General features: G+C 74.1%; 25 protein-coding genes and 1 tRNA gene. 14 read left to right on the top strand and 12 right to left on the bottom strand.

The genetic code is table 11. The features are described from left to right. Positions 1 to 987 (bottom strand): homocysteine S-methyltransferase family protein (locus BM237_RS22990; RefSeq protein ID WP_175541103.1); only part of this gene is annotated, 987 nt, incomplete at its 3' end. 223 nt (positions 988 to 1,210) lie between these two features. On the opposite strand from BM237_RS22990, the gene BM237_RS22985 reads away from it, so the two are divergent. From BM237_RS22985 to BM237_RS22965, 5 genes are all read left to right on the top strand, one after another. Continuing rightward, the gene (locus tag BM237_RS22985; RefSeq protein WP_093851617.1) at positions 1,211 to 1,975 is read left to right on the top strand and encodes an IclR family transcriptional regulator; all 765 of its coding nucleotides are present in this window, start codon (positions 1,211 to 1,213) and stop codon (positions 1,973 to 1,975) included. A gap of 405 nt (positions 1,976 to 2,380) precedes the next feature. Beyond that, positions 2,381 to 3,169 carry an MIP/aquaporin family protein gene (locus BM237_RS22980; RefSeq protein ID WP_093851616.1) on the top strand — a complete coding sequence of 263 codons (789 nt, stop codon included), beginning with the start codon at positions 2,381 to 2,383 and terminating at the stop codon, positions 3,167 to 3,169. A 72-nt stretch (positions 3,170 to 3,241) separates the two neighbouring features. After that, positions 3,242 to 4,759 (top strand): glycerol kinase GlpK, encoded by a 1,518-nt coding sequence (gene glpK, locus BM237_RS22975; protein WP_093851615.1) that lies wholly within the window; start codon positions 3,242 to 3,244, stop codon positions 4,757 to 4,759. 5 nt (positions 4,760 to 4,764) lie between these two features. After that, on the top strand, positions 4,765 to 6,384 hold the full coding sequence (locus BM237_RS22970) for a glycerol-3-phosphate dehydrogenase/oxidase (protein WP_093851614.1): 1,620 nt from the start codon (positions 4,765 to 4,767) through the stop codon (positions 6,382 to 6,384). Between the two features lie 303 nt (positions 6,385 to 6,687). Then, entirely contained in the window at positions 6,688 to 7,773 is a 1,086-nt protein-coding gene (locus tag BM237_RS22965; protein ID WP_093851613.1) for a PAC2 family protein, read from the top strand. 84 nt (positions 7,774 to 7,857) lie between these two features. On the opposite strand, the gene mshC is transcribed toward BM237_RS22965, so the two are convergent. The 4 genes from mshC to BM237_RS22945 all read right to left on the bottom strand — a co-directional run bounded on the left by mshC (position 7,858) and on the right by BM237_RS22945 (position 11,613). Next, positions 7,858 to 9,087: a cysteine--1-D-myo-inosityl 2-amino-2-deoxy-alpha-D-glucopyranoside ligase gene (gene mshC / locus BM237_RS22960; RefSeq protein WP_093851637.1), complete on the bottom strand. Its 1,230-nt coding sequence runs from the start codon at positions 9,085 to 9,087 to the stop codon at positions 7,858 to 7,860. A gap of 170 nt (positions 9,088 to 9,257) precedes the next feature. Further along, complete coding sequence (locus tag BM237_RS22955) at positions 9,258 to 10,163, bottom strand: SCO1664 family protein (protein ID WP_093851612.1); 906 nt, start codon at positions 10,161 to 10,163, stop codon at positions 9,258 to 9,260. Then, positions 10,127 to 10,717 (bottom strand): DUF3090 domain-containing protein, encoded by a 591-nt coding sequence (locus BM237_RS22950; RefSeq protein ID WP_093851611.1) that lies wholly within the window; start codon positions 10,715 to 10,717, stop codon positions 10,127 to 10,129. The genes BM237_RS22955 and BM237_RS22950 overlap by 37 nt, the downstream gene beginning before the upstream one ends. A gap of 191 nt (positions 10,718 to 10,908) precedes the next feature. Beyond that, positions 10,909 to 11,613, bottom strand: coding sequence for a histidine phosphatase family protein (locus tag BM237_RS22945; RefSeq protein WP_093851610.1), 705 nt, complete (start codon positions 11,611 to 11,613; stop codon positions 10,909 to 10,911). Between the two features lie 98 nt (positions 11,614 to 11,711). Here BM237_RS22945 and corA point away from each other — a divergent pair, with 98 nt between their 5' ends. After that, positions 11,712 to 12,704 carry a magnesium/cobalt transporter CorA gene (corA, locus tag BM237_RS22940; protein WP_093851609.1) on the top strand — a complete coding sequence of 331 codons (993 nt, stop codon included), beginning with the start codon at positions 11,712 to 11,714 and terminating at the stop codon, positions 12,702 to 12,704. Here corA and BM237_RS22935 read toward each other — a convergent pair. Both BM237_RS22935 and BM237_RS22930 read right to left on the bottom strand, forming a co-directional pair. Further along, complete coding sequence (locus BM237_RS22935; protein ID WP_139238157.1) at positions 12,682 to 13,593, bottom strand: ferritin-like domain-containing protein; 912 nt, start codon at positions 13,591 to 13,593, stop codon at positions 12,682 to 12,684. The genes corA and BM237_RS22935 overlap by 23 nt on opposite strands. A gap of 305 nt (positions 13,594 to 13,898) precedes the next feature. Further along, on the bottom strand, positions 13,899 to 14,951 hold the full coding sequence (locus tag BM237_RS22930; protein WP_093851607.1) for an LLM class F420-dependent oxidoreductase: 1,053 nt from the start codon (positions 14,949 to 14,951) through the stop codon (positions 13,899 to 13,901). Positions 14,952 to 15,026: 75 nt separating this feature from the next. Here BM237_RS22930 and BM237_RS22925 point away from each other — a divergent pair, with 75 nt between their 5' ends. Further along, the gene (locus BM237_RS22925) at positions 15,027 to 16,010 is read left to right on the top strand and encodes an aldo/keto reductase (protein ID WP_093851606.1); all 984 of its coding nucleotides are present in this window, start codon (positions 15,027 to 15,029) and stop codon (positions 16,008 to 16,010) included. 77 nt (positions 16,011 to 16,087) lie between these two features. Beyond that, the gene (locus tag BM237_RS22920) at positions 16,088 to 18,094 is read left to right on the top strand and encodes a helix-hairpin-helix domain-containing protein (RefSeq protein WP_093851636.1); all 2,007 of its coding nucleotides are present in this window, start codon (positions 16,088 to 16,090) and stop codon (positions 18,092 to 18,094) included. A gap of 76 nt (positions 18,095 to 18,170) precedes the next feature. Here BM237_RS22920 and BM237_RS22915 read toward each other — a convergent pair whose 3' ends face one another. Continuing rightward, the gene (locus BM237_RS22915) at positions 18,171 to 18,878 is read right to left on the bottom strand and encodes a hypothetical protein (RefSeq protein ID WP_093851605.1); all 708 of its coding nucleotides are present in this window, start codon (positions 18,876 to 18,878) and stop codon (positions 18,171 to 18,173) included. A 47-nt stretch (positions 18,879 to 18,925) separates the two neighbouring features. Between BM237_RS22915 and BM237_RS22910 the strand changes: the two genes are divergently transcribed. Continuing rightward, entirely contained in the window at positions 18,926 to 19,114 is a 189-nt protein-coding gene (locus BM237_RS22910) for a DUF5703 family protein (RefSeq protein WP_093851604.1), read from the top strand. A gap of 100 nt (positions 19,115 to 19,214) precedes the next feature. On the opposite strand, the gene BM237_RS22905 is transcribed toward BM237_RS22910, so the two are convergent. From BM237_RS22905 to BM237_RS22895, 3 genes are all read right to left on the bottom strand, one after another. Continuing rightward, entirely contained in the window at positions 19,215 to 20,105 is an 891-nt protein-coding gene (locus BM237_RS22905) for a chaplin (protein ID WP_093851603.1), read from the bottom strand. 167 nt (positions 20,106 to 20,272) lie between these two features. Then, entirely contained in the window at positions 20,273 to 20,506 is a 234-nt protein-coding gene (locus tag BM237_RS22900) for a chaplin (RefSeq protein ID WP_093851602.1), read from the bottom strand. A 160-nt stretch (positions 20,507 to 20,666) separates the two neighbouring features. Beyond that, complete coding sequence (locus BM237_RS22895) at positions 20,667 to 22,004, bottom strand: M20/M25/M40 family metallo-hydrolase (RefSeq protein WP_093851601.1); 1,338 nt, start codon at positions 22,002 to 22,004, stop codon at positions 20,667 to 20,669. 139 nt (positions 22,005 to 22,143) lie between these two features. On the opposite strand from BM237_RS22895, the gene BM237_RS22890 reads away from it, so the two are divergent. After that, positions 22,144 to 22,228: transfer RNA gene (locus BM237_RS22890), tRNA-Leu, on the top strand. Positions 22,229 to 22,353: 125 nt separating this feature from the next. Here BM237_RS22890 and BM237_RS22885 read toward each other — a convergent pair. Next, on the bottom strand, positions 22,354 to 24,009 hold the full coding sequence (locus BM237_RS22885; RefSeq protein ID WP_093851600.1) for an FAD-binding dehydrogenase: 1,656 nt from the start codon (positions 24,007 to 24,009) through the stop codon (positions 22,354 to 22,356). Between the two features lie 94 nt (positions 24,010 to 24,103). Between BM237_RS22885 and BM237_RS22880 the strand changes: the two genes are divergently transcribed. Genes BM237_RS22880 through BM237_RS22865 form a run of 4 tightly spaced genes read left to right on the top strand, consistent with a single transcriptional unit; the run spans position 24,104 to position 25,917 of the window. Beyond that, positions 24,104 to 24,652, top strand: a complete 549-nt coding sequence (locus tag BM237_RS22880) for an NUDIX domain-containing protein (protein ID WP_093851599.1) — start codon at positions 24,104 to 24,106, stop codon at positions 24,650 to 24,652. A 10-nt stretch (positions 24,653 to 24,662) separates the two neighbouring features. Beyond that, entirely contained in the window at positions 24,663 to 25,073 is a 411-nt protein-coding gene (locus tag BM237_RS22875) for a YidH family protein (protein ID WP_093851598.1), read from the top strand. Beyond that, positions 25,070 to 25,426: a DUF202 domain-containing protein gene (locus BM237_RS22870; protein ID WP_281253951.1), complete on the top strand. Its 357-nt coding sequence runs from the start codon at positions 25,070 to 25,072 to the stop codon at positions 25,424 to 25,426. The genes BM237_RS22875 and BM237_RS22870 overlap by 4 nt, the downstream gene beginning before the upstream one ends. 17 nt (positions 25,427 to 25,443) lie before the next feature. Continuing rightward, on the top strand, positions 25,444 to 25,917 hold the full coding sequence (locus BM237_RS22865; protein WP_093851634.1) for a gluconokinase: 474 nt from the start codon (positions 25,444 to 25,446) through the stop codon (positions 25,915 to 25,917). The last annotated feature ends 34 nt before the right edge of the window (positions 25,918 to 25,951 follow it).

Genomic DNA, 25,951 nt, shown 5'->3' with positions numbered 1-25,951 from the left:
GACCACCTGCCGCAGATGCTCCGGCGTCGTCCCGCAGCACCCGCCCACCAGCGACAACCCGTACTCGGCCACGAACGACTCCTGCGCATCCGCCAACTCGCCCGGCGTGAGCGGATAACGCGCACCGTCGGCGGTCAGCTCCGGCAGCCCCGCGTTCGGCATGCAGGACAGCGGAATCCGGGAGTGGCGGGCCAGATACCGCAGATGCTCGCTCATCTCCGCCGGGCCGGTGGCGCAGTTCAGCCCGATCATGTCGACACCCAGCGGCTCCAGCGCCGTCAGCGCGGCCCCGATCTCACTGCCCAGCAGCATCGTGCCGGTCGTCTCCACCGTCACCGAGCAGATCACCGGCACCGACAGCCCGGCCGCCTCCAGCGCCCGCCGGGCGCCCAGCACCGCGGCCTTGGTCTGCAGCAGGTCCTGGGTGGTCTCGACCAGCAGCGCGTCCGCACCCCCCGCCAGCAGCCCCTCGGCATTGCGCTGATAGGCGTCCCGCAGCGTGCGGTACTCGACGTGGCCCAGGGTGGGCAGCTTGGTGCCCGGCCCCATCGCCCCCAGCACCCACCGCTGCCGCCCCGTGTCCCGCGTGAAGGTGTCGGCCACCTCGCGCGCCACCCGGGCCCCGGCCTCGGACAGCTCCTCCACCCGGTCGGCGATGTCGTACTCCGCCAGCGCCGCGTGGTTGGCCCCGAAGGTGTTGGTCTCCACACAGTCCACCCCCACCGCGAGATACGCCTCGTGCACCGAGGCCACGATGTCGGGGCGGGTGACGTTGAGGACCTCGTTGCAGCCCTCCAGCTGCTGGAAGTCCTCCAGCGACGGATCGGCCGCCTGCAGCATCGTGCCCATCGCCCCGTCGGCCACCACCACCCGCGACGCCAACGCCTCACGCAGGGCATCGGCGCGGGGGGTCTTCGACCTACCGGCGGAGGCGGGTCCGGCGGTCGGCGTCGGGTCGAGGTCGTGCGGGGTCGGCGAAGCTGCCATGGAAGGGCTCCCAGAGATGCGACGGCTGTCGGCTTTGCGTCTTCCATCGGGAAGCGCACCCGGCCAGGGTATCTGTCGGCGCCGCGAGAGCCTCGGGTGTTCCGAAGCGTGGACGCCGGGCGTCGGGCGGCTACCGCGGCATCGGCATGATCCGATAGCGTTCGACATTGCCGAATGCCGTCTTCCGGCCCACCGAGAGAAGCCAACAGAGGAGAGGTGCCCGATGGCCCGGACCATCCAGTCGCTGGAGCGGGCGGCGGCAGTGCTGCGACTGCTCGCCGGGGGTGAGCGGCGCCTCGGGCTGTCCGACATCGCCTCCACCCTGGGCCTGGCCAAGGGCACCGCCCACGGCCTGCTGCGCACCCTCCAGCAGGAGGGTTTCGTCGAGCAGGACCCCGCCTCGGGCAGGTACCAGCTGGGCGCGGAGCTGCTGCGGCTGGGCAACAGCTACCTGGACGTCCACGAACTGCGGGCCCGCGCCCTGGTGTGGACCGACGACCTGGCCCGTTCCAGCGGAGAGAGCGTCTACCTGGGCGTGCTTCACCAGCGGGGCGTGCTGATCGTGCACCACGTCTTCCGCCCCGACGACAGCCGGCAGGTGCTGGAGGTGGGTGCGATGCAGCCACTGCACAGCACCGCGCTGGGCAAGGTGCTGGCGGCGTACGACCCGGTGGCCCGCAGCGAGGCGATGGACTCCGGGCGCGAGGCGCTGACCGCGCACACGATCACCGATCCGGAGTCGTTCGAGGAGGTTCTGGAGCTGACCCGGTCCCGCGGCTGGGCGGCCGACGTCGAGGAGACCTGGGAGGGGGTCGCCTCCATCGCCGCCCCGGTGCACGACCGGCGCCGGATGCCGGTGGGTGCCGTGGCCGTCACCGGCGCGGTGGAGCGGGTGTGCGCGGACGGGGAGATACAGCCGCGGCTGGTGGCGGCCGTACGGGACTGCGCGCGGGCGGTGTCGCGCGACCTGGGCGCGGGCCGTTTCTGACCCGTCGCGCTTCACCTCGCCCCGCTCTCGGCGACCCGTCCGGTTCGCCCCGGTCCGTCGACATCGAAAGTTCGTTCATCTGCTTGGCACATTATTTGTTCGATTCAGACCTCCACCCGGTTCGGAACAGTCACCCCTGGGCAGTGTCCGGGGGCAACCCGCGGACGCCCCCGCTCATCCCGCCTTGTCCGGCCTCGTCCGACCTCGTCCGGCCGCTTCAGCACGGTTTCGGCCGCTCGGCCCGTGTCCGCCACCACGATCCGCCGCCCGCGCCCTTGACGAGATGTTCGACTGAAGCGAAACTGCCGTTCGGCGGTCGACAATGTCGAACAGTGAACGGAAGTCGGTCCGCCTCCCCCACTTCTTCCATCTGACTCCCTCCGGACAAGAGCAAAGGAGTCGCGGGTGTCCAGCTCCGACATATTCCTGGGCGAGGTCATCGGCACCGCCGTCCTGATCCTGCTGGGCAGCGGCGTCTGCGCCGCCGTCACGCTCAGACGGTCCAAGGCCACCGGTGCCGGCTGGGTCGCCATCACCTTCGGCTGGGGATTCGCCGTCCTCACCGCCGCCTACATCTCCCTGGGCCTCTCCGGCGCCCACCTCAACCCGGCGGTCACCGTGGGCATCGCCGTGCAGAGCGGGGAGTGGGACAAGGTGCCCTTCTACTTCGCAGGCCAGCTGCTCGGCGCCATGGCCGGCGCCGCCCTGGTGTGGGTCTCCTACTACGGCCAGTTCCTGGCGCACCTGACCGACCGCGAGGTCGTCGGCGGCCCCGGTGCCCAGGCGACGGCCGCCGCCGACCGGCGGCGCTCCGATGCCCCCGGCCCGGTGCTCGGTGTCTTCTCCACCGCCCCCGAGATCCGCAGCCCCGTGCAGAACATGGCCACCGAGACCATCGCCACCGCCGTACTGGTCCTGGCCATCCTCACCCAGGGCCTCACCGAGGGGCTGGCCCTGTCCGGCACCGGTGTCCTCGTCACCGCCCTGGTCGTCGTCGGGATCGGCCTCTCGCTGGGCGGCCCGACCGGGTACGCGATCAACCCCGCCCGCGACCTCGGGCCGCGCATCGTGCACGCCCTGCTCCCGCTGCCCAACAAGGGCGGGTCGGACTGGGGCTACGCCTGGGTCCCGGTGGCGGGCCCCCTGCTGGGCGGAGCGTTCGCGGGCGTCCTCTACCGGCTCGCGTTCGCCTGACCGGCTCCCGCTCCCCCACCCCTCCCCGACCCCCCGACGCCATCCTGCCGCCCACCCATGGAGCACCCCGACATGAGCGACACCCGCCGCGAGTTCATCGCCGCCATCGACCAGGGCACCACCTCCAGCCGCTGCATCGTCTTCGACCGGGACGGCCGCATCGTCTCGGTCGGCCAGAAGGAGCACGAGCAGATCTTCCCCGAGCCCGGCCGGGTCGAGCACGACGCCAACGAGATCTGGGCCAACGTCCAGGAGGTGATCGCCGAAGCCCTGGACAGGGCGGGCATCACGCGCGAGGACGTACAGGCGCTGGGCATCACCAACCAGCGCGAGACGACGCTGCTGTGGGACAGGGCCACCGGCGAGCCGGTCCACAACGCCATCGTCTGGCAGGACACCCGCACCGACGCGCTCTGCCGGGAGCTGGGCCGCAACGTCGGGCAGGACCGCTTCCGCCGCGAGACCGGCCTGCCGCTCGCCTCCTACTTCGCGGGCCCGAAGATCCGCTGGCTGCTGGACAACGTCGAAGGACTGCGCGAGCGCGCCGAGGCCGGCGAGATCCTCTTCGGCACGATGGACTCCTGGGTGATCTGGAACCTCACCGGCGGCACGGAGGGCGGCGTGCACGTCACCGACGTCACCAACGCCTCCCGCACCCTGCTGATGAACCTGCGCACCCTGGACTGGGACCCGCGCATCTGCGAGTCCATGGGCGTGCCCATGGCGGTGCTGCCCGAGATCCGCTCCTCCGCCGAGGTCTACGGCGAGGCCCGCGGAGCGCTGGAGGGCGTGCCGGTGGCCTCCGCGCTGGGCGATCAGCAGGCCGCGCTGTTCGGCCAGACCTGCTTCTCGCCGGGCGAGGCCAAATCGACGTACGGAACCGGTACGTTCCTGCTGCTCAACACCGGTTCCGAGGCCGTCAACTCCTACAACGGCCTGCTGACCACCGTCGGGTACCGCATCGGCGACCAGGACCCGGTGTACGCGCTGGAGGGATCGATCGCGGTCACCGGTTCGTTGGTTCAGTGGATGCGCGACCAGATGGGCCTGATCAACAGCGCCGCCGAGATCGAGACGCTGGCCAGCTCGGTCGAGGACAACGGCGGCGCCTACTTCGTCCCCGCTTTCTCCGGGCTGTTCGCCCCCTACTGGCGCTCCGACGCCCGGGGCGTCATAGCAGGCCTGACCCGCTACGTCACCAAGGCGCACATCGCCCGCGCGGTGCTGGAGGCGACGGCCTGGCAGACCCGCGAGATCGTCGACGCGATGGAGAAGGACTCCCGCGTCGAGCTGACCGCCCTGAGAGTGGACGGCGGCATGACCAGCAACAACCTGCTGATGCAGTGCATCTCCGATGTCCTGGACGCTCCGGTCGTCCGGCCGATGGTCGCCGAGACCACCTGCCTGGGCGCCGCCTACGCGGCCGGCCTGGCCGTCGGCTTCTGGCCGGACACCGACGCCCTGCGCGCCAACTGGCGGCGGGCCGCGGAGTGGACGCCCCGGATGGAGGCCGACGTGCGCGAACGCGAGTACAAGAACTGGCTCAAGGCCGTGGAGCGGACCATGGGCTGGCTCGAAGAGGAGAACTGATCCACATGAACACCCTCAAAAGCGTCCCCACCCTCGGGGCGCGCCCGGCCGCCGGCCCGGACCCGGGCCGTGCCGAGACACGGGAGGTGCTGGAGGGCGCGGTCTTCGACCTGCTGGTCGTCGGCGGCGGCATCCTGGGCACCTCGGTCGCCTGGCACGCGGCGCAGTCGGGGCTGCGGGTGGCGATGGTGGACGCCGGCGACTTCGCCGGCGCCACCTCCTCCGCCTCCTCCAAACTGGTCCACGGCGGGCTGCGCTACCTGCAGACCGGCGCGGTGAGGCTGGTCGCCGAGAACCACCACGAGCGGCGGGTGCTGGCCAGGGACGTGGCTCCGCACCTGGTCAACCCGCTCACCTTCCACCTGCCGGTCTACCGGGGCGGCCCGCACGGCGCGGCCAAGCTCGGCGCGGGCGTCTTCGCCTACTCCGCCCTGTCCGCCTTCGGCGACGGGGTGGGCCGGCTGATCTCCCCGGCGAAGGCCGCCGCCGACAACCCGGCCCTGCGCACCGAGGGCCTCAAGGCGGTCGCGGTCTACGGCGACCACCAGATGAACGACTCCCGGGTCGCGGTGATGACCGTCCGCGCCGCCGTGGACTCCGGCTCGGTCGTCCTCAACCACGCCGAGGTCACCGGTCTGCGCTTCACCCACGGCCGGGTCACCGGCGCGGAGCTGAAGGACCGGCTGGACGGCACGGAGTTCAAGGTGGACGCCCGGCTGGTGCTCAACGCCACCGGACCGTGGGTGGACCGTCTGCGGCGGATGGAGTACGCGGGCGCGGCGCCCAGCGTCCGGCTGTCCAAGGGCGCGCACCTGGTGCTGAGGCGGACGGCGCCGTGGCGGGCGGCGATGGCCACGCCCGTCGACAGGTACCGCATCACCTTCGCCCTCCCCTGGGAGGACCACCTGCTGCTGGGCACCACCGACGAGGTCTACGAGGGCGACCCGGCCGAGGTGTCGGCCACCGACGCCGATGTCCGGCAGATCCTGGACGAGGCCGCCTTCTCCGTGCGCGACGAGCAGCTCTCGCCGGACCTGGTGACCTACGCCTTCGCGGGCCTGCGGGTGCTGCCCGGCGGCCCGGGCGGTGTGGAGTCGGCCAAGCGGGAGACGGTTCTCACCGAGGGCCGCGGCGGGATGCTCTCGGTCGCGGGCGGCAAGTGGACCACCTACCGGCACATCGGCCGCACCGTCCTGAGGAAGCTGGCGACACTGCCGGGCACCGCGCGGACCGGCTTCGCCGAGGACGCCGTACCGGTCTCCGAGCTGGTGCGGCGGGTGCCGCTGCCGGGGGTGGCCAATCCGGACGCGGTCGCCCACCGGCTGCTGGTGGACCGCGAGCCGGGAACCCGGCTCGACCCGCTGACCGCCAGGCACCTGGCGACCCACTACGGGGCGCTGGCGTTCGACATCGCCCGTCTGGTGCACGAGGACCCGGCGCTGGGCGAGCGCGTCCACCCGGACGCCCCGGAGATCTGGGCGCAGGTCGTCTACGCCCGCGACCGCGAGTGGGCCGCGACGGCGGACGACGTGCTGCGCCGCCGTACCACGCTGACCGTCCGCGGCCTGGACACCGAGGAGGTCCGCGCCGAGGTCGCGAAGGTGCTGGACGGACGGCGGCCCTGACTCCCGCGCCCCGGCGCTCCGCGGGCCCGTACGGCGGCTTCCCGCGCGCCGTGGCGGGCCCGCGCGCCGTGGCGGGCGGCGGGCCGCCCACGAGCCCCCGGCAGCGGCGGGCCCTCTTCCGGCAGGCCGCGTACTCAGCCGCCGCGGGTGCGGCGGTATCCGGACGGATCACCGCCGCACGGCCCGGGAAGGAGTGTGATGGCTGCGGCGCGGGCACGGTCACGCCGTAGGCTGGGCCCGCACGGTAATGGAACGTCAGCCGGTACGGAGCGCGTGCTCCGGTCGGCCGGAAGGAGGCACTGGGTGATCGAGCTCGAGGGGGTTCCCGAGCTGGTCGACCCGGTCATGGTGGCCGCGTTCGAAGGCTGGAACGACGCCGGTGACGCCGCCTCCGCCGCGGTCGCGCATCTGGAGCGGGAGTGGAAGGGCGAGGTGTTCGCGGCGCTGGACGCCGAGGACTACTACGACTTCCAGGTCAACCGTCCCCAGGTGTGGCTGGAGGGCGGTGTGCGCAGGATCACCTGGCCGACGACCCGCCTGTCGGTGGTGCGGATCGGCGACGCCGACGGCCGGGGCCGCGCCCGCGATCTGGTGCTGGTGCGCGGTATCGAGCCGAGCATGCGCTGGAGGTCCTTCTGCAACGAGATCCTGGGGTTCGCCCACGAACTGGGCGTGGAGATGGTCGTCGTGCTCGGCGCGCTGCTCGGGGACACCCCGCACACCCGGCCGGTCCCGGTCACGGGTGTCACCTCCGACCCGGACCTGGCCCGCACGATGGATCTGGAGGAGTCCCGTTACGAGGGTCCCACCGGCATCGTCGGCATCCTCCAGGAGGCGTGCGGCCACGCGGGCGTGCCGGCGGTGAGCCTGTGGGCCGCGGTGCCGCACTACGTCTCGCAACCGCCCAACCCGAAGGCGACCCTCGCACTGCTCAACCGCCTGGAGGACCTGCTGGACGTGCGGATCCCGCTGGGCGAGCTGCCGGATGACGCCCGGGCCTGGCAGCTGGGCGTGGACCAGCTCGCCGCCGAGGACAACGAGGTGGCCGAGTACGTGCAGTCGCTGGAGGAGGCCCGGGACACCGCGGAGCTGCCGGAGGCGTCGGGCGAGGCGATCGCCAAGGAGTTCGAGCGCTATCTGCGGCGGCGGGACGGCCAGCCCGGCGGCCATGCCGGGGGCGGTACGGCCGCCGAGGGCGGCTCGTACCTGCGCGACACCTCGGCCGGGGGGCGTACGCGTCCGGCGAGGCCGCCGGAGGACGGGCCGGAGCGCGGTGCGCGGGGCCCCGGAGGCGGGGGCGGCGACCCTCAGGGCACGGAAGGCGGGGACGGCACGGACGGCACGGACGATACGGACGGCGGCCCTCAGGGCCCGGAGAAGGACGACTGAGCGCACAGCGGGACGATGCGAGACGCCCGGGGCGCCCGCCGTTCGGCGGGCGCCCCGGGCGTCTTCCGTCGCGTGCTCAGACGCTCAGAGCGCGACGCCCAGCAGGGCGTCCACGGCCCGCGACACCAGGCCGGGCGCGCCGGTGTCCGTACCGCCGTCCGCGTTCTGGCACTCGGCCCAGCGGTCGACCGCGGCCAGCGCGGCGGGGGCGTCGAGGTCGTCGGCGAGGGCGGCGCGGATCTCCTCCACCAGCGCGTCGGCCGGCGGGCCGTCGGGGCGGGAGACGGCGGCCCGCCAGCGCCCGAGCCGGGCCACCGCCTCGTCGAGAACGGCGTCGGTCCACTCCCAGTCGGCGCGGTAGTGGTGGGCCAGCAGGGCCAGGCGGACGGCGGCCGGGTCGGTGCCGTCGCGGCGCAGCGCGCTGACGAAGACCAGGTTCCCCTTGGACTTGGACATCTTCTCGCCGTGGAGGGCGACCATCCCGGCGTGGACGTAGGCGCGGGCGAAGGGGTACTGACCGGTGAGCGCCTGCGCGTGCGAGGCGCCCATCTCGTGGTGGGGGAAGGCCAGGTCGGAGCCGCCGCCCTGGACGTCGAAGCCCATGCCCAGGTGGTCCAGGGCGATGGCGACGCACTCGACGTGCCAGCCGGGGCGGCCGGGGCCGAGCGAGCCGCCGTCCCAGGAGGGCTCGCCCTCTCGGGCGGCCATCCACAGCAGCGGGTCGAGCGGGTTCTTCTTGCCGGGGCGGTCCGGGTCGCCGCCGCGCTCGGCCGACAGGTGCCGCATCGCCTCGGCGTCCAGACCGGAGACCTCGCCGAAGTGGGGGTCGGAGGCGACGGAGAAGTAGACGTCGCCGTCGAGGTCGTAGGCGGCGCCGGTCTCCCGCAGCCGCTCGATGACGGGGACGATCCCGGGTATGGCCTCCACGGCCCCGATGTAGTGCCTGGGCGGGAGCATCCGCAGGGCGGTCATGTCCTCGCGGAAGAGGGCCGTCTCGCGCTCGGCCAGCGCCGTCCAGTCCTCGCCGGTGGCGGCGGCCCGCTCCAGCAGCGGGTCGTCGACGTCGGTGACGTTCTGCACGTAGTGGACCTGCCGCTTGGTGTCGAGCCACACGCGCTGCACGAGGTCGAACGCGTTGTAGGTCGCCGCGTGCCCGATGTGGGTCGCGTCGTACGGCGTGATGCCGCAGACGTAGAGGCGGGCGACGGGACCGGGGGCGAGGGTCACCCTTCCGCCGGTCGCGGTGTCGTGGAGGCTGAGGTCTCGGCCCTGACCTGGCAGGGCGGGCACCTCGGAAGCGGGCCAGGCATGCATGGTCATGAGCGTAACCGGCACGCTGTGCCGTCCACGAACGGGATGCGCGCAATGGCCTGAACCGGGGCGCCGCGGCCGATGTGGCCCGCTTGACGGACCGCCGCCGGACGGGTCCGTCCCTCCGCCCGGACGGGGCGGGCAGGGCCGGCAGGGCGGACGGGTCCGACGGCTCAGACGGGTGGCCAGGGGATCGCGGGCCAGTCACCGCCGGGCAGCGGGTGGCGGCCGGCGGCGATCAGGGTGTCGGTCCGCTTGCGCAGGGCGTCCAGCTCGGCGGAGGTGATCAGTCCGGCCAGCCGGGTGGCGAGCGGCCCGCCGTCGGCCAGCGCGGCGGACAGGCCGCGCAGCGCTTCCAGCGCCTCCTCGGGCAGCGGCTCGCCCGCCCAGCCCCACAGCAGGGTGCGCAGCTTGTCGTCGGTGTGAAAGGTCACACCGTGGTCGATGCCGTACAGCTTTCCGTCCGGGGCGGTCAGCAGATGCCCGCCCTTGCGGTCGGCGTTGTTGATCACCGCGTCGAGCACGGCCAGCCGGCGCAGGCGGGGATCGTCGGCGTGCACCAGCAGCGCGGTGCGGTCCCCGCCCACGCCGACCGGGACGACGGACTTCCAGCCCGGTCCCGGCTCCCCCTCCTCGACCAGCGCGAGCAGTTCCGCCGCGGCGGGCCCGCCGTCCTCTCCCGGCTCCTGCGTACCGTCCGGCCGGGGCCCGATCCACAGCTGGCACATGCCCTCGCCGTACGGGCCGTCGCGCAGCACGGTCGGCGGCACCAGATGCCAGCCCAGGGCCTCGGAGACCTCGTAGGCGGCCACCTCGCGCCGGGCGAGACAGCCGTCGGGGAAGTCCCACAGCGGGCGCTCCCCGCGTACCGGCTTGTACACGCAGGGCACCTCCCGCCCGCCGTCCCCGCCTTCCGCGCCCGCCTCGGCGACCGTGCAGTACAGCACCGTGTTGGAGGCGCCGCCGAGGCGTCCGCGCACCGTCAGCTCACCGCCGGCCAGCAGTTCGGCCGGCGGTGAGCCGCCGTGGTCCGCCTCCGGCCTCACAGGCCGCGGCGGTATCCGTTCTGGCGCGGGCATACGTGTCCCTCCGGGTCGAGCGGCAGACTGCACAGCGGGCACGGCGGCCGGCCGGCCTTGACGACCTCCATGGCGCGCTTGGCGAAGGCCCGGGCCATGGTGCCGCTGATCCTCACGCGCAGCACCGGCGGGCCGTTCTCGTCGTCCCTCAGCAGCCGCTCCTCGGCCTCGGCCAGATCCTCGTCGGAGTCGGCCTCGATCTCGACGAGGGCCTGCGCCTCCACGATCACGCACTCGTCCTCGCCGTCCCAGGCCAGCGCCATGGTGCCGACCCGGAACTCCTCCTCCACCGGAGCCCTCAGGGGAGCGTTGTCGGCCGTCTCGGCGGGCGCGACGGCCGGGACCGGGGCACTGCCGCCGGTGCGCCGCACGACCTCGTCCAGCAGTTCGTCTATGCGCTCGGCGAGCGCCTCGACCTGCGCCTTCTCCAGGGCGACGCTGGTGGTGCGGCCGGCTGCGGACGCCTGGAGGAAGAACGTCCGGCGGCCAGGCAGCCCGACCGTGCCGGCCACGAAGCGTTCCGGGGGGTCGTAGAGGAACACCTGACGGGACACGTTCCTGCTCCATCGGTCGACTGCTGGGACACTGGCACCCTACTGCGCCCGGCGATCACCGTGCCGACCACCGCACCCGCCACCGTGTCCACCGCCGCGCCGGGTGCCGTGCCGGGTGCCGCGCCGGATGCCGTGCCGGACGGACGCCCGTATGGTGCGGGCGGCTTCCGGGTGGTCTCCGGGTCGTGCTGTCAGGCGCCGCCCCCGACGACCGCGTCCCCGTCACCGCCGGCCCGAGGCGTGCCGTGCGCGGCGTCCGCCTCGCGCGGAGCGAGCGAGGCGAGGTCACCGGTGTCGCCCAGCCTCAGCAGGAAGGGGCGCAGCGGGGTGTAGCGGATGGCGGTGACCGAACAGGGCTCGACGTGGACGCGCTGGAAGAGGTCCAGGTGCATGCCGAGGGCGTCGGCGACCAGCGACTTGATGATGTCGCCGTGCGAGCACACCAGATAGGTGGCGTCCGGTCCGTGCTCCCGCTCGATCCGCTCGTTCCACTCCCGTACGGCCTCCACCGCCCGGGCCTGCATACCGCGCATCGTCTCGCCGCCGGGGAAGGCCGCGGCCGAGGGGTGCTGCTGGACGGTGGCCATCAGCGGCTCCTCGTTCAGCTCGGCGAGCTTGCGGCCGGTCCAGTCGCCGTAGTCGCACTCGCCGACGCGCTCCTCGGTGTGCAGCGGCAGGTCCGGCCTGGCGGCGGCCAGCGGCGCCAGGGTCTGGCGGCAGCGCTCCAGCGGGCTGTGGACGGCGGCGGCCAGCGGGAGCGCGGCCAGGCGCGCGGGGAGGGCGGCGGCCTGGGCGGCACCGAGCTCGTCCAGCTCGACCCCGGGGGTTCGTCCGGCCAGCAGTCCGGAGGTGTTGGCGGTGGACCGGCCGTGCCGGACGAGGAGCAGCGTGGGCATGGCAGCCAGCGTAGGCGAGGGCGGCGGGGCCGAGTAGGGGCGGGGGGCGGAGGCCGGGCGGGTGGCCGCCGCACACGCCGCCGGGCCGGCGGGGGAGAATCGTGGGTGTGATTGTGGACTGTGCGATCTACCGGGACGGGCGCCGCGCCGAGGACCCATCCGGCCTCGCCGAGGCCTTCCGGGCGGCCCGCGCGGACCGCGAGGCCTTCGTGTGGATCGGACTGCACGAGCCCACCGAGGAGGAGTTCGGTCAGGTCTCCCGGGAGTTCGGGCTGCACCCGCTGGCGGTGGAGGACGCCCTGTCGGCCCACCAGCGGCCCAAGCTGGAGGTCTACGAGGACTCGCTGTTCCTGGTGCTCAAGCCGGTGGACTACGACGAGGCGGCCGACACGGTGCACACCGGGGAGCTGATGCTGTTCCTCGGCGACTCCTTCGTGGTGTCGGTGCGGCACGGCACGACCAACCCGCTGGGCTCGGTGCGCGAACGGCTGGAACGCAACCCGCGGGTGCTGCAGCACGGTCCGACGGCCGTGCTGTACGCGGTGAGCGACGCGGTGGTCGACCACTACATGGAGGTGGCCGCCGAGCTGCAGATCGATCTGGAGGAGCTGGAGGAGGAGGTCTTCACCCCCGGCGGAACGGCGCGCGGCACCGTGGCGAGCCGCATCTACGCCTTCAAGCGCCAGGTGCTGGAGTTCCGCCGGGCCACCGGGCCGCTGGTGGAGCCGATGGAGCGGTTGGCGGGCATCGGCGTACCGTTCGTGCACGACGACTCGCGTCCGTTCTTCCGCGACGTCAGCGACCATCTGACCAGGGCGAACGAGCAGGTGGAGGCGTTGGACCGGCTGCTGTCGGACATCCTGTCGGCCTATCTGGCGCAGGTGGGCGTCCGGCAGAACGACGACATGCGCAAGATCTCGGCGTGGGCGGCCATGGCGGCGGTACCCACCATGATCGCCGGGGTGTACGGCATGAACTTCGACCACATGCCCGAGCTGACCCACCCGCTGGGGTATCCGGGGGTGGTGGTGCTGATGGTCGCCGTGAGCACCGGCCTGTACCGGTTCTTCAAGCGCCGGGGCTGGCTGTAGCCGCGTCCCCGGGCCAGGCCCCCGCCCCGTTCCCGGGCTCCGCCTCGGAGTCGGGCTCCGCCTCGGGGTCGGGCCCGCGCCCGGGTTCGGGCAGTGCGGGCAGTGCGGGCAGTGCGGGCAGTACGGGCAGTACGGGCAGTACGGGCAGTACGGGCAGCGGATCCAGACGCACGGCACGGTGCCGGCCGACCAGCCGCTCGTAGGCGTACCGGGCCTGGACACCCCCCTCCAGCACCACCGACCTGGCCATGCTCCAGCCCAGCAGATGGCCGGTGCGGGCCAGTACGGCGAGGGCGGCGTCGCGGTGGGCACGGGCCTCCGCCAGCGCGTTCTCCCTGAGCACCAGTTCGACGGCGGCGACATGGCCGGCGCGGGCGAAGCCCAGCATCCCCTCGCGGCACCAGGCCAGGTACTCCCGTTCGGCGCGGCAGACCTCCCGGACCGCCTCGCCGGCCCCGGGACGGGCGAAGGCGTACCCGGCCAGACGGGCGAGCCAGCCGGCGGCGCGGGCCGAGGCGGCGTGCCCGTGGGCGAGGTGGGCGAGGACGTCCCGCTCGCTCAGCGGCTGCCCGCACCGCATCCGGGCGTGCGCCGGGCAGCTCCCCCGCCGCTCCAGGAGGGCGGCGTGGTCCGCCTCGGGGGGCACCTCGGCCGGTTCCGGACCGCAGTCGGCGAGCAGCCCGGTCAGCAGCCGGGCGTGCCGCTCCTGGAGCTCGCCGTACCGGGCCATCGCGGGGGCGAGGCCGCGCCGGCCCTGGGGGACGAGGGCGGCGATCCGGCGGTTCTCCCGGCCGTTGCGCGCCTGGGCCGCGGCGGCCAGCGAGCACAGCAGCCGGAAGGACGCGTCGTCGTCGAGGACCTCCCGCACCAAATCCCTTCTGCGCAGCATGGCCCGACACCTTCCGTGGACGTATCCGCAGAAATCCGAGTCAACCGGCGCGGGCGGGCGGCGGCAACAGCTCACCTGCGCCCCTGGGCCGAACGGACGTGTCCGCCGTGCCGGGCGTGACCCCGGCGGCTCCGCGCCGTTGTGCCGGGAGACGGCCGTGGCGGGGAGGACCCCCGAGCCCCCACCGCGGCCGTGGGCACGTCCCGGCGCGGGGTGCGGCCGGACGGCCCGGTCCGGCCGCGCCCCGCGCGGCGTTCACGGCGGGGGCGGGACACCGGAGGCGGAGGGCCGGATGCGGCGGCTCCTCAGGAGGCGGCCCCGGACCGCTCCAGGGCCTCCACGCCGGCCCGCAGCGCGGCGATCCGCTCCTCCAGGGTGAAGCCGGCCGGCGCCAGCGACAGGGTGGTCACCCCGGCCTCGGCGTAGGCCCGCATCCGGTCGGCGATCCGCTCGACGGGGCCGAGCAGCGTGGTGGAGTCGATGAGCTGCCGGGGCACGGCGGCCGCGGCGCCCTCCTTGTCCCCGGACAGGTACCTGTCCTGGATCTCGGCGGCCTCCTTCTCGTACCCCATCCGTCGGGCGAGCCGGTTGTAGAAGTTCTGCTTGCGGCTGCCCATGCCTCCGACGTACAGGGCGGTGTACGGGCGGAAGGTGTCGGCCAGGGCGTCGACGTCGTCGCCGAGGGCCAGCGGCACGGTGGGCGCCACGTCGAAGCCCTCCATGGTCAGGCCCGCCTTCTCGCGTCCGGCCCGCAGCGCGCCGAGCGTGGTCTCCTCGGCGTGCTCGGGGGCGAAGAAGATCAGCAGGGCGCCGTCGGCGATCTCACCGGTCTGCTCCAGGTTCTTCGGGCCGATGGCGGCGATGTACAGCGGGATCCGCTCACGGACCGGGTGGACGGTCAGCTTCAGCGGCTTGCCGGGGCCGTCGGGCAGCGGCAGCGTCCAGTGCTCGCCGGAGTGGGTCAGCCGCTCGCGGGACATCGCCTTGCGGACGATCTCCACGTACTCGCGGGTGCGGGCGAGCGGCTTGTCGAACCGCACCCCGTACCAGCCCTCGGACACCTGCGGTCCGGAGACGCCCAGGCCCAGGCGGAAGCGTCCCTTCGAGAGGGTGTCGAGGGTGGCGGCGGTCATGGCCGTCATGGCGGGGGCGCGGGCGGGGATCTGGAAGATGGCCGAGCCGATGTCGATCCGCTCGGTCTGGGCCGCCACCCAGGCCAGGACGGTGGGGGCGTCCGATCCGTAGGCCTCGGCGGCCCAGCACACGGAGTAGCCCAGCCGGTCGGCCTCCCGGGCGACCGCGAGATTGTCGGCGTCCATCCCGGCGCCCCAGTAGCCGAGGTTGATCCCGAGCCTCATCCGCGTCCCCTTACCGATCGGTAACGTGCCCGTCGCCGGGACTCTAGCGCGCGGCCGCAAGTACTCTCAACGCCCATGAAGCACAGGCACGTGGGCCGCACCGGCCTCCGCGTATCCCGGATCGGGCTCGGTACTCTCACCTGGGCGAGGGACACCGGGGAGCGGGAGGCGGCCGACCTGCTGAAGTCCTTCTGGGAGGCCGGCGGGACGCTGGTGGACACCGCCGACGTGTACGCCGACGGCGGTGCCGAGTACCTCCTGGGCCGGCTGGTGCAGGATCTGGTGCCCCGCCGGGATCTGGTGATCGCCACCAAGGCGGGCGGCGTACCCGACCCCGAGCGTCACTTCGACTGCTCGCGCGGTCATCTGCTGGCCGCGCTGGACGCCTCCCTGGAGCGGCTGGGCACCGACTACGTCGATCTGTGGCAGGTCCACGCCTACGACCCCTTCACTCCCCTGGAGGAGACCCTCCAGGCCCTCGACACCGCGGTGGCCAGCGGCCGCGCCCGCTACGCGGGGGTGGCGGGCTTCTGCGGCTGGCAGCTGGCCAAGGCCGCCGCCTGGCAGCTCGCCGCCCCGGGGGCGCGCGCCCGGCTGGCCGGCGTCCAGATGGAGTACTCCCTGCTCCAGCGCGGTGTGGAGCGGGAGGTGCTGCCGGCCGCGCTGGACCTGGAGGTGGGGCTGCTGGCGTCCTCGCCGCTGGGCCGGGGCGTGCTCACGGGCAAGTACCGGCACTCCACCCCGCCGGGCTCGCGCGGGGCGTCGGAGCATCTGGCGCCCTTCGTGGAGCCCTACCTGGACGACGCCGCGGCGCGGATCGTCGACGCGGTCGCCACGGCCGCCGACGGACTGGCCGTCACCCCGCTCCAGGTGGCACTGGCCTGGGTGCGCGACCGGCCCGGGGTGGCCGCACCGGTCATCGGCCCGCGTACGCCGCAGCAGCTCGGCGAGGCTCTGTCAGTGGAGGGCCTTACGCTTCCCGACGAGATCTGCCGGGCGCTGGACGATGTGTCGGCCCCCGTGCACCGCTATCCCGATCACGACTGGAGCACGCTTTGACCGCGTCCGGCGCCGACAACGCCGATCAGGCCCGCCAGCCCGCCGCCCCGGGCGCCCCGGACAAGGCCGCCGAGCTCATGGCCGCCGTACGCGCCGTGGAGAGCGGCGAGCGCTCGGCCGCCGAGTTCTTCGCCGAGCCGAAACCCGCGCCCCGGCCCCGGCGCGCCGCCCCGGCCGCCCGTCCCGGGGGCGGCCCCGGCGGTCCGCAGGCCGTACCGGGCGGCGGCCCGGTGGCCGTGCCCGAGGGCGTCACCGCGCTGCTGGCCGAGGGCGGCGCGCCCGCGGCGCTGGGCACGGCCGTGGTGGAGACCTTCGGTGAGGGTGCCGAGGAGGTGCTGCGCGCCGATCCGTGGGAGCTGCTGGCCGTTCCGGGCGTGGCGCCAAAGCAGGCGGACGGCTTCGCGCGGGCGCTGCTGGGGCCGGACGGCGGTCCGGGCGACGAGCGGCGCTGCCGGGCCCTGGCGGTGTGGCTGCTGGAGCGGGCGGCGCTGTCCGGGCACACGGTGCTCGGCCCCCAGGCCCTGGCCGAGGGCCTGGCCCGGTACGGCGTACCGGACGCGGAGACGGCGGTGGGCGAGGCGATCGACGCGGGCGCGGTGCTGGCCTTCGAGGACGCCGGCGAGGAGGACCCCGCAGCCGGGGCCGGGGAAGCCGGGGCAGCCGGAACCGGGAGCACCGCGGCGGGCGAGGAGGAAGAGGAGGGCGGGCGGCCCGTACGGCTGCTCGTCGGCCTGGAGCGCCACGCGCTGGCCGAGGAGAGCCTGGCCGAGGGCCTGGCCCGGCTGAGCAGCACCTTCGTCCCGCCCGGCGAGGAGGAGGCGGCCCGCTGGGAGGAGGCCGCGGGCAGGGCGCCCGGCCCGTCCGCGGCCGAGCTGGTGCGCGCCGCCGCCCGCGGCGGTCTGGTGGCGCACACCGGCGGCGAGGCCGCCCGTGCCGAGCCGGCGGCGCTGGTGGCCGCGGCCCGGGCGCTGGGGCTGCGGGCGTACGCCGCCGCGCACAGCGAGGACGGCAGGCGGCGGCTGGCAGAGCTGCTGGACACCGAAGGCGGTGGCGGGGGCGGCCGGAGCGACGGTCAGGACGGGGACGGCCCGGACGGCGGTATGGGCCCGGCGGCCGTCACCGTCGACGGACTGCTGGCCGGCCGGGAGGGCCCCGGACGCGACGAGGAGGGCGCGTACGCGCTGGATCTGCTCGCCGTGCTCGACGCCCCCCAGCTCGACGCCGAACGCGCGGCGATGCTGGTCGAGGCGGTGCCGGACGGTGCGCGGCTGGTCCTCAGCGGCGATCCGCACCTGCTCGGCTCGGCGGGTGCCGGTCAGGTGCTGGCCGATCTGCTGGCGGCGCGCGTCTGCCCACAGGTGGTCTCCCGCACCCCGGATCCCGGGCCGGTCGGCGAACTGGTCTCGGGCATCGGGATCGGCGAGCTGAACCAGGTGGAGGCGCCCGGCCGGGAGGTGGTGATCGTCCCGGTGCGCGACGCCGGGGAGGCGGTGCACCGCACCGTGCAGCTCGTCGCCGACTCGGTGCCGCGTGCGCTGGGGGTGCCCGCCGAACTGACGCAGGTGATCACGCCCGGCCACGGCGGCGCCGCGGGCACCCGGGTGCTCAACGCCGCGCTCAAGGAGCGGCTCAACCCCGGCCCCGGCCGGTTCGGCGGCTTCGACCCGGGCGACCGGGTGGCCCACTCCCCCGCCCCCGGACACACCGCGCTGGGCACGGTGGTGTCGGGGGACGAGGAGGGGCTGCGGCTGGACTGCTCCGGCCGCGCCGTCACCGTCCCGCGCGAGCGGGTGGCGCGGACGGTGCGGCACGGCTGGGCGATCACCGCCCACCAGGCCGTCGGGACGCGCTGGTCGGCTGCCGTGGTGGTGCTTCCGGGCGACGCGGTCCCGGCGCTCAGCCGCGCCTGGGTGTACACGGCGTTCGGCCGCGGCGAGCGGCATCTGTCCGTGGTGCACGGTGTGGATCAGGCGCTGCCGCGGGCGGTGGAGCGGATCCCGGCCCCGGAGCGCACGACACGTCTGCGCACACTGCTGCGCGCGCAGGCGGCGCAGGCGGCCCCGTCGCCGGAGACCGCGGACTGACCTCCGGCGGCGCGTCCCTGCCACCGGAGGCCGCCGGGCCACGGGCCGGCATCCCGGTGGCAGGGGCGGGCCCGGGTCAGTCCGCGGCCCGGAGCACCGGCCCGCGGTCCCCGTCCTCGCCGTAGAGGTCCTCCTCCTCGTCGAAGACGGTGCTGACGTCGAAGCGGCAGACGACCTGCTCGGGGTCGGCCCCGTCGAAGGGCGAGCCCAGCCACTCCCCCGGCTCGGCGGGCTCGTCGCCCGCGATCACCCAGAGCGTGGAGTCGCCCTCCTCCAGGCCGAACTCCTCGTGCCGGGTGGCGATCTCGTCGGGTTCGTACTCGCCGAACAGCACGCTGAGGGCGGCGTGCACCCCGCTCCCGGCGAAGGGGCCCTCCAGCGCCTCCTCGTCCGCGTCCGCCGAGTCCGGGTCGAGCGCGGTGACGCGCTGCGCCTGGGCCATCAGCCGCTGCGGCTCCACGACTGTGTAGTCGCGGCGGATGAGGACGCCGATGGTGCTGGGCTCCTCCGGCCCTGCGTAGGCGGGCATGCTGTCGCCGCCCGGGATCTCGAAGGGTGTGACCTCGTCGTAGACGTCGTACAACAGCTCGTCGTACGCCTCGCCCGCCGCGGCGAGTTCGTCGAAGGCGGCGTGGACGGCGGCCTCGGCCCGGGCGGCCCCGGCGCCCGAGCCCCCCTCGGCAGACCGTCGTTCGACGGCTTCGAGGTGACGGTCCAGCGCGGTCTTCAACGCTTCGGCGGCGGCTCGTACCTCGGCAGCACCGGGCTGCGCAGCATCAGACATAGTGCAGACGCTATCCGTACCGGGGCCCCGCACGCACAATAGATTTGATGCCGGAATACGAATTTCGTGATGTGTACGTCCCGCGCGGGGTCTCCCGCAGGGCCGCCACACGTCTGCTGACCGAACACGCCGAGTACGGACACTGGGAACTGGACCGCCTCAGGCTCAACTCCGACGGCAGCCGCCAGGTGCGGCTGCGGCGGCGGATCATCCGCCAGTTGCGCGCCACCTGGTGACGCGGAAGGCGGAAGGAGCGGGCCCCGACCCCGGTAAGGGGCGGAGCCCGCTCCTCGTCGTGCTTTTGGCCGTGGTCCCTGGCGTGGCCCCCGGCGCCGGTCAGCCCCGCATGGCGCGGGCGCGCCGGTAGAGCAGGGCGCCGCCGAGCAGGACCCCGGCGCCGACCGGGACGACCGCGCCCAGCCCGCTGCTGCCGGTCTGGGCCAGCTCACCGCCCATGACCTGGGGAGCGGGCTTCCCGGGGGCCTCGGCACGGGGCTCGTCCCCCTTCTCCGGCTGCTTGGGCTCCTCCGGGTGCTTGGGCTTCTCCGGCTTCGGCTTCTCCGGCTTCGGCTTCTCCGGGTGCTTGGGCTCCTCGGGCTTCGGCTTCTCCGGGGACGGCCTGTAGTCGCTCACGTTGGCGCACTCGTTGCCGGCGGCCGGGTTGAGCGCGCCCACCACGTTCACGGAGTTGCCGCAGACGTTCACCGGCGCGTGCACCGGGGCCTGGACGGTGTTGCCGGACAGCACGCCCGGCGAGCCCGCGGCCACGCCCTCGGCCCTGGCGCCGCCGTCGCCGGCGTGCTTCCCGTGCTGCTTCCGGCCGTGGCCCTCGCCGTGCTCCCTGTCCTGCTCCCAGTGCTGCCCGCCGCGGTCCTCCTGGTGGCCGCCCTGGTGCCGGCCGTCCTGGTGGCGGCCTCCCTCGTGCCCGTCTCGGTGCCGGCCGCCGTCGCGGTCGCCCTGCTGGTGGCCGCCCCGGTGGTCGTCCACGTTGGCGCACTTGTTGCCGAAGGCCGGGTTGAGGCCGCCGCCGACGGTCGCGGTGTTGCCGCAGGCGTTCACCGGCGCGTGCACCGGGGCCTGGACGGTGTTGCCGGACAGCACGCCCGGCGAGCCCGCGGCCACGCCCCGGGCCTCGGCGTCCGCGTGGGCGGCGTGGCCGCCCGTCATGGCCAGCACGCCGCCGGCCGCGGCGATGGTGATCAGGCCCTTCCTTGTGACCTGTCGCATGTGTACTTCCCCTTGCCCTCTGATGTGCGGGTGGCTTGCGGTCTACGGGTTGTGCGCGGGCAGGAGGCACTCCTCGACTCCCCGCCCGCCGAAACAGCGGCCCCGGAGCGCATGGCGCGCGCTCCGGGGCCGCCGCGCACAGGCCCTTCGCGGGCCCGGGCGCGACGTCAGTCGTTGACGCAGAAGTTGCCGAAGGCGGGGTTCAGCAGCCCGATCACGCTGACCGTGTTGCCGCAGACGTTCACCGGGACGTGGATCGGCGCCTGGATGACGTTGCCGGAGATGACACCGGGGGAGCCGATGGCAGCGCCCTGGGCACCGGAGTCGGCGGCGGCCACACCCGCGCCCGCGAGCACGAGACCACCGGTGGCAGCCGCGACGGCGACGACCTTCTTGATCATTCTTCCTCCTTGTTGGCAATGCGATCCCAGCCGCGGACCGCACTCCCTGTAACGACACCGGAGGAGGCGGGCTACGGCCCGAGGGCGCATTCACCCGTCCTGGTCGCACACGCACACATGGACGATTACCGAGGAGGCCGGACGTACGGTGCCGGGCCGGTCAGCACTGGTCGAGGAAGCGGTCCAGCACCCGCACTCCGAACTTCAGCCCCTCCACCGGCACCCGCTCGTCCACCCCGTGGAACATCCCGGCGAAGTCCAGCTCCGGCGGCAGCTTCAGCGGGGCGAACCCGAAGCAGCGGATGCCCAGGTCGTCGAAGGACTTGGCGTCGGTGCCGCCGGAGAGCATGTACGGCACGGCCCGCGCGATCGGGTCCTCGGCCTTCAGCGCGGTCTGCATGGCGTCCACCAGGGCGCCGTCGAAGCCGGTCTCCAGCGCCTTGTCGGCGTGCACGTCCTCGCGCCTCACGCGCGGGCCCAGGATCCGGTCGAGGTCGGCCAGGAACTCCTCCTCGTGGCCGGGCAGGAAGCGCCCGTCGACATGGGCGGTGGCCTGGCCGGGGATGACGTTGACCTTGTAGCCGGCGCCCAGCATCGTCGGGGCCGCCGTGTTGCGCAGCGTCGCCCCGATCAGCTTGGCGATGCCGCCCAACTTCTCCAGGGTCGCGTCCATGTCCTCCGGGTCCAGCTCCACGCCGAGGGCGTCGGAGAGCTCGTCGAGGAAGGAGCGCACCGTCTTGGTGACCCGGACCGGGAACCGGTGCCGGCCCAGCCGTCCGACCGCCTCGCACAGCTCGGTGATCGCGTTGTCGGTGTTGGTCATCGAGCCGTGCCCGGCGGTGCCGTCCACGGTGAGCCGCATCCAGTGCATGCCCTTCTCGGCGGTCTCCACCAGGTACAGCCGCAGCTTCTCGTTGACGGTGAAGGAGAAGCCGCCGACCTCGCCGATCGCCTCGGTCACGCCCTCGAACAGCCCCGGGTGCCGTTTGACCAGGTGCTTCGCCCCCCAGGTGCCGCCCGCCTCCTCGTCGGCGAGGAAGGCCAGCACGATGTCGCGCGGGGGCCTGCGGCCGCTGCGCAGCCGGTCGCGCACGACCGCCAGCGTCATCGCGTCCATGTCCTTCATGTCGACCGCTCCGCGGCCCCACACGCAGCCGTCGGCGATCTCGCCGGAGAACGGGTGGTGGGTCCAGTCCTCGGCGTTGGCCGGGACGACGTCGGTGTGCCCGTGGATGAGCAGCGCGGGCCGGGAGGGGTCCTCGCCCTCGATCCGGGCGACGGTCGACGCCCGGCCCGGGTGCGACTCGAAGATCTCCGGCTCCAGTCCCACCTCCGCGAGCTTCTCCGCCACGTACTCGGCCGCGGCCCGTTCGCCCGGTCCCGAGTGGTCGCCGTAGTTGCTGGTGTCGATCCGGATGAGATCGCGGCACAGGTCGACGACCTCGTCCTCGCCCCTGACCGCGTCGGCCGCGGTGGTGGTCGCGTTCGGCTCGCTCACACTGCCTCCTCGTGTTGCGGGGTCCGCGCCCATCCTCCCGTCTCCGGGGTCCGGGGCACAGGAGCCGGGGTGATCGCCCGGCTCCGCTCCAGTGCTATGGTTTACACGTCGCCACGACCACGGTCGGCGGCACGCACCTGTCCGGGTGGCGGAATGGCAGACGCGCTAGCTTGAGGTGCTAGTGCCCTTTATCGGGCGTGGGGGTTCAAGTCCCCCTCCGGACACAGAGAGAGGTAAAGGCCCCGCGGACGTCCGCGGGGCCTTCGCCGTTTCCGGTCCACCGGCGGGGCGGCGGGCCCGGTCCGGGCGCGGTTGCCCGTCCCGGGCCGGCCTGTCGGCCCGGGACGGCTCAGCCCACCGCCTTCGCCGCCGCGCGGCCGGCGGTGCGGCCCGAGAACAGGCAGCCGCCCAGGAAGGTGCCCTCCAGGGAGCGGTAGCCGTGCATGCCCCCGCCGCCGAAGCCGGCGGCCTCGCCCGCCGCGTAGAGGCCGGGCAGCGTCTCGCCTTCGGTGGTGAGGACGCGGGAGGACAGATCGGTCTCCAGGCCGCCGAGGGTCTTGCGGGTGAGGATGTTCAGGCGCACGGCGATCAGTGGGCCCGCCTTCGGGTCCAGCAGCCGGTGGGGCGGGGCGACGCGGATCAGCTTGTCGCCGAGGTAGGTGCGCGCTCCCCGGACGGCGGTGATCTGGAGGTCCTTGGTGAAGGGGTTGGCGATCTCGCGGTCGCGGGCGGTGATCTCGCGGCGCAGGGCGGCCTCGTCGATCAGACCGTCGCCGGTGAGCGCGTTCATCCCGCGCACCAGGGCGGACAGGTCGCGTTCGACGACGAAGTCGGCGCCCTTGTCCATGAACGCGCGTACCGGGCCGGGCGCTCCGGATCGGGCCCTGCCGAGGACCTGGCGGATGCTGCGGCCGGTGAGGTCGGGGTTCTGCTCGGAGCCGGAGAGCGCGAACTCCTTCTCGATGATCTTCTGTGTGAGGACGAACCAGGTGTACTCGTACCCCGTGCCCATGATGTGTTCGAGGGTGCCGAGCGTGTCGAAGCCGGGGAAGAGCGGCACCGGCAGCCGGCGGCCGGTGGCGTCCAGCCACAGGGACGAGGGGCCGGGCAGGATGCGGATGCCGTGCCGCGCCCAGATGGGGTCCCAGTTCTCGATGCCCTCGGTGTAGTGCCACATCCGGTCGCGGTTGACGATCCGGCCGCCGGCCTCCTCGGCGATGCCCAGCATCGCGCCGTCGACGTGGGCGGGCACTCCGGAGAGCATCCGCCTGGGCGGAGTGCCCAGCCGTTTCGGCCAGTTGGCGCGCACCAGGTCGTGGTTGCCGCCGATGCCGCCGGAGGCCACGATCACCGCCTGGGCGCGCAGTTCGAAGACGCCGGTCACCTCCCGGCCGCTGGCCGTGCCGCGTGCGGCGCCGCTGGGGGCGAGCACCTCGCCGGTGACGGTGTCCACCGCTCCGGCGCTGCGGGCCAGCCCCGTGACGCGGTGCCGGAAGCGCAGGTCCACCAGGCCCCGTTCGGCGCCCTGGCGCACCCGCCGCTCGAAGGGTTCGACCAGGCCCGGTCCGGTGCCCCAGGTGATGTGGAAGCGCGGCACCGAGTTGCCGTGGCCGCCGGCGTCGTAGCCGCCCCGCTCGGCCCAGCCGACGACGGGGAACAGCCGCACGCCCTGGGCGCGCAGCCAGGCGCGCTTCTCCCCGGCGGCGAAGTCGACGTACGCCTCGGCCCAGCGGCGCGGCCAGGCGTCCTCCTCGCGGTCGAAGCCGGCCGTGCCGAGCCAGTCCTGCCAGGCCAGCTCGCGGCTGTCGCGCACGCGCATACGGCGCTGCTCGGGCGAGTCGACGAGGAACAGCCCGCCGAAGGACCAGTGCGCCTGGCCGCCCAGGGACGCTTCGGGTTCCTGGTCGAGCAGGATCACCTTCCGCCCGGCGTCGGCCAGTTCGGCGGTGGCCGCGAGCCCGGCCAGGCCCGCCCCGATCACGATCACATCGGCGTCGTACGCCATCGGCCCATCCGTTCCTCGGTCCGTCCCGCTGGTGACCGGAGAGTAACCCGCCGCCCGGAGGCGCGGCACCCCCGCGGGCTGCTTTGATGATCGGATGACAAATAAGGAGGCGGCGGGTAGATCCGCGGACGAACTGCTGGACATCGTGGACGGGTACGACCGTGTGGTCGGCCGGGCCCGGCGCGGCACGGCCACCGCCCGGCGGATGCGGCACCGGTGCGTGTCGGTGCGGGTGCGGGACGCCGAGGGCCGGATCTTCGTGCACCGCCGCACCCCGGGCAAGCTGGTCTTCCCCTCGATGTACGACCTGGTGGTCGGAGGTGTGGTCGGCGCGGGCGAGAGCTACGACGAGGCGGCGCTGCGCGAGGCCGAGGAGGAGCTGGGGGTGAGCGGGCTGCCGCATCCGGAGCACCGGCTGACGTTCCTGTACGAGTCGCCGGAGCACACCTGGTTCCTGGCCGTCTACGAGGTGCGGTGCGAGCTGCCGGTGCGCCCGCAGCCCGAGGAGGTCGCCTGGTGGGACTTCCTGCCGGAGGACGAGGTGGAGCGGCGGCTGGAGGAGTGGGACGTGGTGCCCGACGGGCTGGAGTGCCACCGGCGGCTGGGGGAGTGGCACCGGGAGCGGGGCGGGGGTCCCGCGTAGTGTCGGAAGCATGATCAAACGGCTCTGGTACGGACTGCGGGACCCGCTGCGTCTGTGGCTGGCGCCGGAGCGGATGCGGGCCGAGGGCACCACCCCCGACTACCGCTTCTCGCTGGCCAACGAGCGCACCTTCCTGGCGTGGATCCGCACCGCGCTGGCACTGGTGGCGGGCGGCTTGGCGGTGGACCAGTTCCTGACCGGGCTCCGCCCCGGCCCCCGGGCGGCGATCGCCGTGGTGCTGCTGGCCGGCGGCGCGCTGTGCGCGGTACGGGCGGTCAACCACTGGCTGCGCACCGAGCGGGCCATGCGGCGCGGCGACGATCTGCCGCTGTCCCGCTTCCCCGTGCTGCTGGCGCTGGGCACGGCGGTGGCCGCGCTGGTGGTGGTCGCCGGAGTGCTGCTGGGAGAGCTGGGCCGGTGAGCGCGGACCGCCGGCCGCACGGGGACGGGCCGCACGAGGACGGGACGGCCGTACGCGATCCGGCCGCGCAGCCGGAGCGCACCCGGATGGCGTGGCGGCGCACCACCCTGGCCTTCGCGGCCGTGGTGGCGCTGCTGGCCCGCGGGACGCTGCACGACGGCGGGCCGCCGCAGGCCTACGCCCCGGCCGCGCTGGGGGCGCTGGTGTGGCTGGGGTTCCTGGCGCTGGCCCACCGCCGCATCCGCGCGCTGGATGTGCCCCGGCCGGGCCCGCTGGGTACGCGCACGGCGTACACGGCGGCCGTCTGTACGCTGTCCGTGCCGATCTTTGGAGTGGTGGTGTGGCTGTGGTGAGTCCGCTCGTCGTGGTGATGGGTGTGTCCGGGTCCGGGAAGACGACGGTGGGCACGGCCCTGGCGGAGCGGCTGGGGGTGCCGTACGCGGAGGCCGACGACTTCCACCCGCCGGAGAACGTGGCGAAGATGGCCTCGGGCGTCCCGCTGACGGACACCGACCGCGCGCCATGGCTGGACACGATCGCCGCCTGGCTCAAGGCCCAGGGAGGGGCGGGCGGCGTGGTCACCTGCTCCGCCCTCAAACGCGCCTACCGCGACCGGCTGCGCCGGGCCGCGCCGGATGTGTTCTTCCTCCACCTGGACGGCCCGCCCGAGCTGATCGGCGAGCGACTGACGGGCCGCACCGGGCACTTCATGCCGTCCGCGCTGCTCAAGTCCCAGTTCGAGACGCTGGAGGCGCTGGACGCGGACGAGGCGGGCGCGGTCGTCCCCATCGACGGGACGCCGGACGAGGTCACGGAGCTGGCCGTCGCCGCCGTCCCCCGCTGATCCGGCCCACGTACCCCCCTCGTATCGGCCTCGA

The organism is Streptomyces mangrovi (genome assembly GCF_900114215.1).
GTDB classification, from domain to species: domain Bacteria; phylum Actinomycetota; class Actinomycetes; order Streptomycetales; family Streptomycetaceae; genus Streptomyces; species Streptomyces barkulensis.
The sequence above is the reverse complement of the archived record's forward strand: the minus strand, read 5'-3'. Positions and strand labels throughout refer to the sequence as shown.